We start from the raw sequence: 11,814 nt of genomic DNA, 5'->3' as shown, positions 1-11,814 counted from the left end.
TTTTCCCCTCTCCCCTCTGGGGAGAGGGTTAGGGTGAGGGGCCGCGATGTTTAACTATTTCCTCAAACGCCTTTTGGGCCTGATCCCGACGCTGTTCATCGTCGCGGTGCTGGTATTCCTGTTCGTGCATCTGCTGCCCGGTGACCCGGCGCGGCTGATTGCCGGGCCGGAAGCGGACGCCACCGTCATCGAACTTGTTCGCAAACAGCTGGGATTAGATCAACCGCTGTGGCGGCAGTTCCTGCATTACATCACGCATGTCGTGCAGGGGGACTTTGGCACCTCGCTGGTTTCGCGCCGCCCTGTCTCTGAAGAGATTGCCAGCCGCTTTATGCCCACGCTGTGGCTGACGCTGACCAGCATGGCATGGGCGACGCTGTTTGGCCTGGCGACCGGGATCGTGGCCGCCGTCTGGCGCAACCGCTGGCCGGATCGCCTGAGCATGACGATTGCCGTGTCTGGCATTTCCTTCCCGGCCTTCGCGCTGGGGATGTTGCTGATGCAGGTTTTCTCGGTTGAGCTGGGCTGGCTGCCCACGGTGGGTGCCGACAGCTGGCAGCATTATATTTTGCCGTCCATTACCCTTGGGGCGGCAGTGGCAGCGGTCATGGCGAGATTCACCCGCGCATCCTTTGTGGATGTGCTGCATGAAGACTATATGCGTACCGCCAGGGCGAAAGGGGTGAGCGAAACGCTGATCGTGGTGAAACACGGCCTGCGTAACGCCATGATCCCGGTGATCACCATGATGGGATTACAGTTTGGTTTTCTGCTCGGCGGTTCGATTGTGGTGGAAAAAGTGTTTAACTGGCCGGGATTAGGGCGCCTGCTGGTGGATTCGGTGGAGATGCGTGATTATCCGGTTATTCAGGCCGAGGTTCTGCTGTTTTCGCTGGAGTTTATTGTGATCAACTTAGTGGTGGATCTGCTGTATGCCGCCATTAACCCGGCCATCAGGTACAAATAAGGATGCGACTTTTAAACTGGCGACGCCAGGCCATAGTCAACGCGATGCCCGTCGTTCGAGCCGGGCAAATTCGTACTCCGTGGAGCGAATTTCTGCGGCGTTTTCGCCAGCAGCCCGTGGCGATGACCGCCGGGCTGTTTGTGCTTTTGCTGATAGTGATTGCGTTAATCGCGCCGTGGATTGCCCCCTTTGATGCAGAAAACTACTTCGATTACGACAGGCTGAACGACGGCCCGTCGATGCTGCACTGGTTTGGCGTTGATTCTCTGGGGCGGGATATTTTTAGCCGCGTGCTGGTCGGGGCGCAAATCTCGCTGGCCGCAGGTGTCTTTTCGGTGCTTATCGGCGCGCTAATTGGCACCTTCTTTGGCCTGCTGGCGGGCTATTACGAAGGCTGGTGGGATCGCATTATCATGCGAATCTGCGACGTGCTGTTCGCCTTCCCCGGTATTCTGCTGGCAATCGCGGTGGTGGCGGTGATGGGCAGCGGCATGACCAACGTGATTATTGCGGTGGCAATTTTCAGTATTCCGGCCTTTGCCCGCCTGGTACGCGGCAACACGCTGGTGCTGAAACAGCAAACTTTTATTGAGTCTGCTCGTAGCATTGGTGCCCCGGATGCGACTATCATCTTCCGGCATATTCTGCCGGGAACCGTTTCGTCGATTGTGGTGTATTTCACCATGCGCATTGGGACCTCGATAATTTCCGCCGCAAGCCTGTCATTTCTCGGCCTCGGGGCTCAGCCACCGACGCCGGAGTGGGGCGCTATGCTCAACGAGGCGAGGGCAGATATGGTGATTGCCCCGCATGTGGCTATTTTCCCGAGTCTTGCCATCTTTTTGACCGTGTTGGCGTTCAATTTGCTTGGGGATGGGCTGCGGGACGCGCTGGATCCGAAAATTAAAGGTTAAGCTGAGGCAGTAGATTCGTTGCCCTGGAGTGAAGACATGAGAAAAATAACCGGGGCAATTCTGCTCAGCCCGTTGCTGATTGCCACTGCCTGCCCGGCGGCTAGCTGGTCGCTTGGCGCGCAGGGTGGCCTGTATCAAACCCCTTATCAAACCCGGCACCAGCTTCGCTGGGCGCTGCCCTACGTCGGCTACGACGGCAAAACCTGGTACCTCGACGGCACCGAAGCGGGCTATAACTTCATCAATACCGACACGCTGCTGCTGCGCGCGAAAGTTTATTACTACGACACTCTGTATCGGGCGGATACCGGGCAGACGCCTGCGCTGCGGGGATTGAATAACCGCCACAGCACGATGATGGGCGGCATGACGATGCAATACACCACGCCGATAGGCGCGTTCAGCGCGACGCTTGCGGGCGACACGCTGGGTGTCAGCAACGGCGTGACGGCGAATTCGGCGTATATTACGATGGCGCAGTGGGGCGATTTCACGTTAGTGCCTGAGGCCGGAATGGACTTTTCGAATGCGCAAAACACGCGTTATTACTATGGCGTTTCAGATAAAGAATCGGCAAAAACGGGCCTTGCGACATGGCGACCACAGGGCAGTATTGTGCCTTATGCGCAACTGGCAATGAACTACGCCTGGACGCCACTCTGGAATACCTGGGCGCAGTTTACCCAGCGTTTTTATCCGAGTGCCATCAGTGACAGCCCAATGGTGAATAAGAATAACCTGCGGGAGTTAACGGTGGGGATGAGTTATACGTTTTAGGCGTGTGCTCAATGGTGATTTCGTATTTAAAAATACATTTTCTGACGGGCTGGATAAGGTCCCGTTCGCTTTCTGTACAGTTCCATATGTAGCCCCTGGCGCCCGGCGAGCTCATCGCCGCTGAAGCGGTAAACCCACCGGCTATCACCCAAACATTCGGGGTCTTTGAAAAAGAACCGGAAACACTTCTTCCCCTCACCCCGACCCTCTCCCCAAAGGGGCGAGGGAGAAAACAACAGGTTAGAACAGTACGCTATCTATTCCCTCTCCCTCTGGGAGAGGGTTAGGGTGAGGGTAAAAACCAGAAGCAACGCTGCGGCTGAGGAAAATGTTAGTTGTAAAGCGAGGCACGGTTCCGGCTTAAATCGCCTCCGTTTTCTCTCCGACTGGCCAGGGGCCGGACGTCGGGAACGGCCGGAGGCTGAGAGCGTCGGGAACGCATCTCAGCCGACCCAGGACTGGGAGATAAAACGGAGGTCTGCCGCTTCAGCGGTCGATTTATTTGGCCGGGAGTCCGGGGTCTCGGGGGAATGACGGTGATTCTCCCGAGACGTTCACAGGTGCGGTGGCTGCATATAAAACTGGACTGGAAGTGAACGGAATATTCACCGTTCCCGCAAAAAGCCCTTTTTATTCAGAAGAGGCTGGGCAAAACTAAACTACTGAACCCCACAGATCGTACTCATCCGCGTTTTCAACTTTCACACGGACAACGTCGCCTGGTTTCAGCTTCGTTTCACCATTCAGGTAAACCGCGCCGTCGATTTCTGGGGCATCCGCCATGCTGCGGCCAATGGCGCCTTCTTCGTCGACTTCATCCACCATGACCAGAATCTCGCGGCCCACTTTTTCCTGCAGGCGCTCGGCAGAGATTTTCTGCTGCAGCTGCATAAAGCGGTTCCAGCGCTCTTCTTTCACTTCTTCCGGCACCTGGTCCGGCAGCTCGTTGGCGGTCGCCCCGTCAACCGGGCTGTATTTGAAGCAGCCCACGCGATCCAGGCGCGCTTCTTTCAGGAAGTCGAGCAGCATCTCGAAGTCTTCTTCGGTTTCACCCGGGAAGCCGACGATAAAGGTCGAACGCAGGGTAAGATCAGGGCAGATTTCACGCCACTGCTTGATGCGCTGCAGCTGACGATCCGCAGAACCAGGGCGCTTCATCAGCTTCAGAATACGCGGGCTGGCGTGCTGCAGTGGGATGTCGAGGTACGGCAGAATTTTGCCTTCCGCCATCAGCGGGATCACATCGTCAACGTGCGGATACGGGTAAACGTAGTGCAGGCGAGTCCAGACGCCCAGTTTAGCCAGCTGCTCGCACAGGCTAACCATGCTGGTTTTGACCGGAGCACCGTTCCAGAACCCGGTGCGGTGCTTAACGTCTACGCCGTAAGCTGAGGTGTCCTGAGAGATCACCAGCAGCTCTTTCACGCCCGCTTCAACCAGACGTTTTGCCTCCGCCAGCACGTCGCCGATTGGGCGGCTGTCCAGATCGCCACGCATGGACGGGATAATGCAGAAGGTGCAGCGATGGTTGCAGCCTTCGGAAATTTTCAGGTACGCGTAGTGGCGTGGTGTCAGCTTCACGCCCTGTTCCGGCACCAGGCTCAGGAACGGGTTGTGCTGCGGTTTTGGCACGTAGTGGTGAACGTGCTGCAGAACCTGCTCGTAGCTGTGAGGACCGGTGATTTCCAGTACCTTCGGATGCACTTCGCGGATCTGATCTTCTTTTGCGCCCAGGCAACCGGTGACAATCACCTTACCGTTTTCGTTCAGCGCTTCGCCGATGGCTTCCAGCGATTCCTGTACGGCGCTGTCGATAAAGCCGCAGGTGTTGACGATAACCATGTCGGCGTCGTCATAGCTTGGCACCACGTCATAACCTTCGGTGCGCAGTTCAGTCAGGATGCGTTCGGAGTCCACGAGGTTTTTCGGGCAGCCGAGGGAGACAAACCCGATACGGGGTTGTTGGGTCACATTGCTCATAGCTTAAAAAGTGTTCAATTATTAGAAAGATTAGGGCAGGGATTCTACAGAGGTTGGGCGGGAATTTGTACTGGAGAATTGCAGTTTGCGTTATAGGTTTCGGTTTAACCCCCACGTGCTGCGAATTACCCACTAAACAGCATCAAATGTGAAAGATATTGGCCGCGAATTCCCGTCCCTTGACCATACTTTAGCTGTGGATTAATCGTTAACCCACGAGGAGGATGCATTATGTCCGGATGTACGGTTAAACACGACCTGTTGAAAAAACTGCAGGCCGCGAAGGGAGAGATTGCCGCCTACCTGGCGTTGAGAAAGGCCAAAGGGTACATGTCTGTCAGCGAAAGCGAACAGCTGCGGACCCGTTTGCTGGATGTCTGTCACCGGAGCCGCGATGCTGCCTTTGTGCTGCAGGCGAGCCTGTTGGACGATGAAAAAGATGATTTTCGCCACGCCGTTGAGGCGTGTTCATCCGCTGCAGTTTGCCTGATGAGCGGGCGCAAAGACTGCCCGCAATATATCGCGGTTGATGCGGCAAAGCTTGAAACCAGCCTGATGCAGCTCACCCGCAGCCTGAATGCGCTGGCAGAACGCGATAAGGCCATCGAAGCCTGACCTGAGCGCGGGGAGTCTGCCACACTCCCCGTTCTTAATGTTATGTAAAACCGGGCGGTAAATTATCTCCGGCGGCTACCCTTAACGAATAGCCAAAACCAGGAGATTGCCATGCCGCCGTTCCCGTCCCGTACGCTTCTCGCCGCCACGCTGCTTTTCTCTGCCTCTTATGCTCTGGCCGCCAAAACCAACGTTGAAGTCCTGCAAACCAACCTGCCACATCCGTGGGCGCTGGACTTTTTGCCTGATAATCAGGGAGTGTTGATTACCCTGCGCGGCGGGGAGCTGCATCTGTGGCAGCAGGGCAAGGGATTATCCGCCCCGATTAGCGGCGTGCCCGTTGTCTGGGCCCACGGGCAGGGCGGTTTGCTGGACGTTGTGCTGGCCCCGGATTTTGCCAGTAGCCGCCGCGTGTGGCTTAGCTTTGCCGAAGGCGGCAGCGACAATAAAGCCGGTACCGCCGTTGGATATGGCACGTTAAGCCAGGATCTGAAGCGGCTGGAAAACTTCAGGGTTGTGTTCCGCCAGGCACCAAAACTCTCCACCGGCAACCATTTCGGCGGACGCATGGCGTTTGACGGGCAAGGTCATGTATTTATCGCGCTGGGGGAAAACAACGAGCGCGCCACGGCCCAGGATCTCGATAAGCTGCAGGGCAAAGTGGTGAGGCTTAATGCCGATGGTTCCGTCCCGCAGGATAACCCGTTTGTTGGCAAACCGGGCGTCCGGCCTGAAATTTGGTCTTACGGCCACCGTAACCCGCAGGGATTAGCCATTAATCCGGCCAACGGCGAGCTGTGGCTAAACGAGCACGGGCCGAAAGGCGGAGATGAAATCAATATCCCGACAGCCGGGAAAAACTACGGCTGGCCGCTGGCGACCTGGGGCATTAATTACAGCGGACTTAAGATCCCCGAAGCGAAAGGAGGAGAAGTTGAAGGCACCGAACAGCCGATTTATTACTGGAAAGTCTCCTCGGCTATAAGCGGCATGGCGTTTTATTCGGCTGACACCTTCCCGCAGTGGAAAGGCAAGCTGTTTATCGGCGCGCTCAAAGAAAAGAATCTGATTGAACTAACGCTGGACGGCGATAAGGTGACGGGCGAACAGCGGCTGCTGGGGGATCGTAAAAAGCGTATCCGTGATGTGCGCGTCGGCCCGGACGGCTATCTGTATGTCCTGACCGACGAATCTGATGGCGAGCTGCTAAAAATCAGCCCGACCGAAAGCTGAATCAGGTCAACGGGATCATCACAATTTTCTTGAACGCCGGGCGCTGGGTGAGTTGCTGATACCAGCGCTGAAGGTTCGGCACCGCATCCCAGGGAATATCAAGGTTGAGCAGGCTGTAGATTTGCGGGCCAAAGGCGAGGTCGCCCAGGCCAAAGGCTTCGCCACCCAGCCACGGCTGTTTAGCCAGTTCCGCATCCGCAATAGCAAACAGCTTGTTGCAGGCCGCAATGCTTTGCTCAATCAGCTTATGGTCACGCTCTTCCGGTGGAGTTCTGACCAGGCTGGCGTATACGCCACGGTAGGGGCCCGCGACCGCTGTGGCGGACCAGTCCATCCATTTTTCACCTTTGGCTCGCTCGGCGGGGCTATTCACCCACAGAGAATCACCGCCATATTCAGCGGCCAGGTAACGCACGATGGTATTGGATTCCCACAGCGTCAGCCCGTGTGCGTCATCATGAATGCACGGAACCAGGCCATTCGGGTTCATCGCCAGGTACTCGGCATCGTGCGTCAGGCCAAATTTTCCGCCCGCGGGAACGGAGCGGTACGGCAATTGCAGCTCTTCCAGACACCACAGCACTTTCTTAACATTGGTGGAGTTATCTCTGCCCCAAACGGTAATCATGGTGGTTCCTTTTTTTGCAGGTGGACATCGAGTATGCCCGGCTCCGGTCACGAAAACACCACTGTTTCTCAACCGAAGCTAAAAAAAATGGCGTGACGGCGGCAACTCGCGCAGATATCGAATAAACTTAAAAAACTTTACCAACTCTATGTTTCTTTAAGTGGATTCGTGCGTTATTACTCACACCCTGACTTTTGGGTGGCGGTGCGCACCGTGAATTTTTTAAGAATGGATACTCAGGTGGTTTTATGACGATCTTGCAAATGCCTGCAACACTACGTGGTTTAGTCGCAGGGACAACCCTGCTGCTGATAGCGGCTCCTGCGCTAAGCGCTGAGCAGACCGCAGATGCTCCCCAGGTCGATGCAAAAGCCTGGATTTTGATGGATTACGCCAGCGGGAAGGTGCTGGCGGAAGGAAATGCCGACGACAAACTCGATCCGGCAAGTCTGACCAAGCTGATGACCAGCTACGTGGTAGGGCAGGCGCTGAAAGCAGGCAAGATTCACCTGACGGATATGGTGACTATCGGGAAAGATGCATGGGCGACCGGTAACCCGGTGCTGCGCGGCTCTTCGCTGATGTTCCTGAAACCCGGCGATAAAGTCTCGGTGGAAGATCTGAACAAAGGCGTCATTATTCAGTCCGGGAACGACGCCAGTATTGCGATTGCCGACTATGTGGCGGGCAGTCAGGATTCGTTTGTCAGCCTGATGAACAACTACGCACAGAAGCTCAAGCTGACCAACACCACCTTTAAAACCGTTCACGGCCTGGACGCGCCAGGGCAGTACAGCACCGCGCGCGACATGGCGTTGCTCGGGCAGGCGCTGATCCACGATGTGCCGGACGAGTACGCGGTGCACAAAGAGAAAGAGTTCACCTTTAACAATATCAAGCAGCCGAACCGTAACCGCCTGCTGTGGAGCTCTAATCTCAACGTTGATGGCATGAAAACCGGTACCACCGAGGGCGCAGGCTATAACCTCGTTGCTTCGGCAACCTCCGGTGATATGCGCCTGATTTCCGTCGTATTGGGGACAAAAACCGACCGCATTCGCTTTAACGAGAGCGAAAAGTTGCTGACCTGGGGCTTCCGTTTCTTCGAAACCGTAACGCCAATCAAGCCTGACGCCACTTTCGTGACCCAGCGCGTCTGGTTTGGCGATAAGAGTGAAGTCAATCTTGGCGCGGGTGAAGGTGGCTCGGTGACCATTCCTCGTGGTCAGCTGAAAAACCTGAAAGCCAGCTTTACGCTGAACGAACCTCAGCTAACCGCGCCGCTGAAAAAAGGCCAGGCCGTCGGCACCATTGACTTCCAGCTTAACGGCAAATCCATCGAACAGCGCCCGCTGCTGGTGATGGAGTCGGTTGAAGAGGGCGGGTTCTTCAGCCGCATGTGGGACTTTGTGCTGATGAAGCTCCACGGTTGGTTCGGGAGCTGGTTCGCCTAAACGCCTACCACGTTAGCGTCAGGTTTTCCGCTGCGGCAAAGTCGATAAACTCCGCAGCGGGAGGCCGGTTGGTAATCACTGTATCAAACGCCGTCAGCGGCCCCATGCAGGCGGCGCGAACCTTGCCAAACTTGGTGTCATCCACCACCAGAATATTACGCTGGGCCATGCTCAGCGCCCAATGCTTCACCGGCAGCTCATTCAGATTAAAGCAAGTTGCGCCGTAGCGCAGGTGGACGCCTGCCGCGGATAAAAAGGCAATATCCGGGCAGATATTCCCCAGGCACTCCTGAAAGTTAATCGGATTAAAAATCGCATTGCTGGCGTGAAACTCGCCGCCGCTTAAAATCACCCGGCAGTTGGGCTTTTCCTGCAGTGCCAGAAAGGTGTTGAGGGAATAACACAGGCCGGTGAAAGGCAGATCGTCGTCAAGGGCGTCGATGATGTAAGGCGTGGTGGTGCCGCAGTCGAAGAACACGGTCTGGCGCGGGCGAACATGCTGTGCGGCGAGCCTGGCAGCGTGGCGTTTCTCTTCAACCTGTCGCGTTTTTTCATCACTCAACAGATAGTAGCTGGCCCCGGCACTGCGAGGCTCCAGCACCACGTATCCGCCCAGGAGCACAACCTGACCAGGCTCATTGTTGATGTCGCGACGGATGGTCATTTCGGAGACGCCCAGCAGCTGAGCGGCTTCTTTGAGATGAATTTTATCGCTGCGCTTCAGCGCCTGTACCAGGCGGTTAATGCGCTCTTCACGGCGGGTTTCCATAGCGGCCTCTGAACATTAAAAAGCCCCGCTAAGGCAGGGCTTTAGTTAATGCATCTTACCTGTGGTGCACCGCTTAGTCACGCACCCAGCCTTTACGAATCGGCAGCGCGAAGCAGTAGCGGTAGATCTGATGCAGGCGCTGATGGATTTGTGGCCCGCGCAGGTTCCAGACCATCTGCGACAGCAGGCAGGCGCTCATGCCGACCAGCAGACCGCCGAGCATGTCCAGCGGCCAGTGCACGCCGAGGTAGACGCGGGACCAGGCAATCGCGCAGCCGATAACAAATAACATCACGCCGGACCAGACGCGGTGCCAGCATAAAAATGCCAGCGCGAAGGTGAAGATCACCGTGCCGTGGTCGCTCGGGAAAGAATCATCCGGCGCGTGGTGCAGGAAGTTATAGCCCAGCCCGACCACAAAAGGACGCGGATGCGGGAACAACTGCCCAATGACCCATGACAGCACCACGCTAATCACCAGCGCCATGCCGGTTTTGATCACCACCTGGCGCTGGGCCGGCATCTGCTTACGCTGACCCCAAAGCCAGAGCGCGACGATCAGCAGCGGGACGATGCTGATCAGATCCCGGGCAAAGAATATCGCCAGCTTTATCATCCACTCCGGCGACGACGGGGTGGCATTAATGAGCAAAAACAGATTCTGGTTGAGCGTTTCCATCATGACTTGTCCTGTGCTTTAACTGACCAGGTGGATATCGCGGCGTGAAGCGCCACCTGGATTAACCCTACCCAACAACCTGTCCACAGGCTGTGGCTGAAAAAGTGCGCCCCGCGCATCATCTGGCCTTCTCCCGGGAAAACCAGCTAAAAATAGCAGCCCGTATTATCAGGATGCAAAGCGGGAAAAGATAGAAGCGGGGCGGCAGACGGTAAAGCAGTTTTGTCTTATTTACCGTTGGTTTAGGAAAATATTTCATCTTGTCTTTACTAAGACAGTGCCGGCCTTAAATTCATGGCAGCAGAATATTCATCACAGATTAAGAAATCCTTAATAGAATTGAGGTATGATGTGCGCGGCTTTACACCCCGTGCTATTTGTCAGCCGTTGACTACCGCTGGCACGGGCAATTGAATACACTCTGCGCGTTTCTTTATCTTCTGAGTTCCTAATGCAACATAATACGATAGCTAACAAATCGTTAGGCCGTCAGGCGCTGCTGTTCCCGCTCTGCCTGGTGCTCTACGAATTCTCAACTTATATCGGCAATGACATGATCCAGCCGGGGATGCTGGCCGTGGTGGATCAGTTCCAGGCGGGCGTGGAATGGGTGCCGACATCGATGACGGCTTATCTGGCGGGCGGAATGTTCCTGCAGTGGCTGCTCGGGCCACTTTCTGACCGTATTGGCCGCCGACCGGTGATGCTGACCGGCGTGGTCTGGTTTATTGTCACCTGCCTCGCGACGCTGCTGGCCCAGGACATTCAGCAGTTCACCTTCCTGCGCTTCCTGCAGGGCGTCAGCCTGTGCTTTATTGGCGCGGTGGGTTACGCCGCTATTCAGGAGTCGTTCGAAGAGTCGGTTTGCATCAAGATAACCGCGCTGATGGCGAACGTGGCATTGATCGCGCCGCTGCTTGGGCCGTTGGTGGGGGCGGCGTGGATCCACGTCGCGCCATGGGAAACGATGTTCGTGCTGTTTGCGCTGCTGGCGGCTATCTCTTTCTTTGGGTTGCACAAAGCGATGCCGGAGACGGCGACTCGCCTCGGCGAAAAGCTTTCGCTGAAGGAGCTTGGGCGCGATTACAAGCTGGTACTGAAAAATCTACGTTTTGTCTCCGGTGCGCTGGCGACCGGCTTTGTGAGCCTACCGCTGCTGGCGTGGATTGCCCAGTCGCCGGTGATTATCATCAGCGGGGAGAATCTCAGCAGCTATGAATACGGTCTGCTGCAGGTGCCTATCTTTGGCGCGCTGATTATGGGTAACCTGGTTCTGGCCAAGCTGACCTCCCGCCGTAGCGTGCGCAGCCTGATCATCATGGGCGGCTGGTGGATTGTACCCGGCCTGGTTGTCGCGGCGGTGGCAACGGTGGTCTCTTCTCATGCTTATTTGTGGATGACCGCTGGCCTCAGCCTGTACGCCTTTGGCATCGGCCTGGCGAATGCCGGCCTGGTGCGCCTGACGCTGTTTGCCAGCGAGATGAGTAAAGGCACGGTGTCGGCGGCGATGGGTATGCTGCAGATGCTGATCTTTACCGTCGGTATTGAGCTGAGCAAGCACGCCTACCAGTTCGGCGGCAACGGGTTGTTCAGCCTGTTTAACCTGATGGGCGGGGTGGTTTGGCTTGGCCTGATGGTGTTGTTCCTGAAGGATAAAACTGTCGGGCAGGCAAGAGACGCCTGATTTTACCCTCACCCTCTCCCTAAAAGGGAGAGGGGATAAAAGCAGAGTAAATCGCCATATTCCTCTTTCTAAAAAGGAGAGGGGATAAAGTCAAGGTAGTTCGATTGTTTTGTA

The 11,814-nt window shown here is 56.1% G+C and carries 11 protein-coding genes; 7 read left to right on the top strand and 4 right to left on the bottom strand.

Annotated elements, in window-relative coordinates; genetic code table 11:
- The first annotated feature begins 46 nt into the window (after positions 1-46).
- The 3 genes from gsiC to LH23_RS20635 are packed head-to-tail and all read left to right on the top strand — an operon-like array spanning position 47 to position 2,658.
- A complete protein-coding gene (gsiC, locus tag LH23_RS20645; RefSeq protein WP_039295349.1) occupies positions 47-967 on the top strand; it encodes a glutathione ABC transporter permease GsiC in 921 nt (306 codons plus the stop codon).
- 2 nt (positions 968-969) lie between these two features.
- The gene (gsiD, locus tag LH23_RS20640; RefSeq protein WP_008455211.1) at positions 970-1,881 is read left to right on the top strand and encodes a glutathione ABC transporter permease GsiD; all 912 of its coding nucleotides are present in this window, start codon (positions 970-972) and stop codon (positions 1,879-1,881) included.
- A gap of 36 nt (positions 1,882-1,917) precedes the next feature.
- Positions 1,918-2,658 carry a MipA/OmpV family protein gene (locus LH23_RS20635; protein ID WP_039295346.1) on the top strand — a complete coding sequence of 247 codons (741 nt, stop codon included), beginning with the start codon at positions 1,918-1,920 and terminating at the stop codon, positions 2,656-2,658.
- A gap of 654 nt (positions 2,659-3,312) precedes the next feature.
- Here the strand turns inward: LH23_RS20635 and rimO are convergent.
- Positions 3,313-4,638 (bottom strand): 30S ribosomal protein S12 methylthiotransferase RimO, encoded by a 1,326-nt coding sequence (rimO, locus tag LH23_RS20630; protein WP_008455208.1) that lies wholly within the window; start codon positions 4,636-4,638, stop codon positions 3,313-3,315.
- Positions 4,639-4,869: 231 nt separating this feature from the next.
- On the opposite strand from rimO, the gene LH23_RS20625 reads away from it, so the two are divergent.
- Both LH23_RS20625 and LH23_RS20620 read left to right on the top strand, forming a co-directional pair.
- A complete protein-coding gene (locus tag LH23_RS20625) occupies positions 4,870-5,253 on the top strand; it encodes a biofilm formation regulator BssR (protein ID WP_039295341.1) in 384 nt (127 codons plus the stop codon).
- A 111-nt stretch (positions 5,254-5,364) separates the two neighbouring features.
- Positions 5,365-6,486, top strand: a complete 1,122-nt coding sequence (locus tag LH23_RS20620; RefSeq protein WP_039295338.1) for a PQQ-dependent sugar dehydrogenase — start codon at positions 5,365-5,367, stop codon at positions 6,484-6,486.
- A gap of 1 nt (position 6,487) precedes the next feature.
- On the opposite strand, the gene LH23_RS20615 is transcribed toward LH23_RS20620, so the two are convergent.
- Positions 6,488-7,114 (bottom strand): glutathione S-transferase family protein, encoded by a 627-nt coding sequence (locus LH23_RS20615; RefSeq protein WP_039295336.1) that lies wholly within the window; start codon positions 7,112-7,114, stop codon positions 6,488-6,490.
- Between the two features lie 248 nt (positions 7,115-7,362).
- On the opposite strand from LH23_RS20615, the gene dacC reads away from it, so the two are divergent.
- A complete protein-coding gene (gene dacC / locus LH23_RS20610; RefSeq protein ID WP_039295333.1) occupies positions 7,363-8,568 on the top strand; it encodes a serine-type D-Ala-D-Ala carboxypeptidase in 1,206 nt (401 codons plus the stop codon).
- A gap of 4 nt (positions 8,569-8,572) precedes the next feature.
- On the opposite strand, the gene deoR is transcribed toward dacC, so the two are convergent.
- The gene (deoR, locus tag LH23_RS20605; RefSeq protein WP_039295330.1) at positions 8,573-9,337 is read right to left on the bottom strand and encodes a DNA-binding transcriptional repressor DeoR; all 765 of its coding nucleotides are present in this window, start codon (positions 9,335-9,337) and stop codon (positions 8,573-8,575) included.
- Positions 9,338-9,410: 73 nt separating this feature from the next.
- Positions 9,411-10,019 (bottom strand): undecaprenyl-diphosphate phosphatase, encoded by a 609-nt coding sequence (gene ybjG / locus LH23_RS20600; RefSeq protein ID WP_039295327.1) that lies wholly within the window; start codon positions 10,017-10,019, stop codon positions 9,411-9,413.
- A 448-nt stretch (positions 10,020-10,467) separates the two neighbouring features.
- Here ybjG and LH23_RS20595 point away from each other — a divergent pair, with 448 nt between their 5' ends.
- Positions 10,468-11,700: an MFS transporter gene (locus LH23_RS20595; RefSeq protein WP_039295324.1), complete on the top strand. Its 1,233-nt coding sequence runs from the start codon at positions 10,468-10,470 to the stop codon at positions 11,698-11,700.
- Positions 11,701-11,814 lie beyond the last annotated feature (114 nt).

This window comes from Cedecea neteri (assembly GCF_000758305.1).
Lineage (GTDB): Bacteria > Pseudomonadota > Gammaproteobacteria > Enterobacterales > Enterobacteriaceae > Cedecea > Cedecea neteri_C.
Note: the sequence above shows the minus strand (reverse complement) of the source record. Positions and strands in the feature narration are given on the sequence as shown.

Bases quoted from the DNA above. Each gene is read 5' to 3' on its own strand.
- gsiC (WP_039295349.1), top strand. From the start codon at position 47: ATGTTTAACTATTTCCTCAAACGCCTTTTGGGCCTGATCCCGACGCTG.
- gsiD (WP_008455211.1), top strand. From the start codon at position 970: ATGCGACTTTTAAACTGGCGACGCCAGGCCATAGTCAACGCGATGCCC.
- LH23_RS20635 (WP_039295346.1), top strand. From the start codon at position 1,918: ATGAGAAAAATAACCGGGGCAATTCTGCTCAGCCCGTTGCTGATTGCC.
- rimO (WP_008455208.1), bottom strand. From the start codon at position 4,638: ATGAGCAATGTGACCCAACAACCCCGTATCGGGTTTGTCTCCCTCGGC.
- LH23_RS20625 (WP_039295341.1), top strand. From the start codon at position 4,870: ATGTCCGGATGTACGGTTAAACACGACCTGTTGAAAAAACTGCAGGCC.
- LH23_RS20620 (WP_039295338.1), top strand. From the start codon at position 5,365: ATGCCGCCGTTCCCGTCCCGTACGCTTCTCGCCGCCACGCTGCTTTTC.
- LH23_RS20615 (WP_039295336.1), bottom strand. From the start codon at position 7,114: ATGATTACCGTTTGGGGCAGAGATAACTCCACCAATGTTAAGAAAGTG.
- dacC (WP_039295333.1), top strand. From the start codon at position 7,363: ATGACGATCTTGCAAATGCCTGCAACACTACGTGGTTTAGTCGCAGGG.
- deoR (WP_039295330.1), bottom strand. From the start codon at position 9,337: ATGGAAACCCGCCGTGAAGAGCGCATTAACCGCCTGGTACAGGCGCTG.
- ybjG (WP_039295327.1), bottom strand. From the start codon at position 10,019: ATGATGGAAACGCTCAACCAGAATCTGTTTTTGCTCATTAATGCCACC.
- LH23_RS20595 (WP_039295324.1), top strand. From the start codon at position 10,468: ATGCAACATAATACGATAGCTAACAAATCGTTAGGCCGTCAGGCGCTG.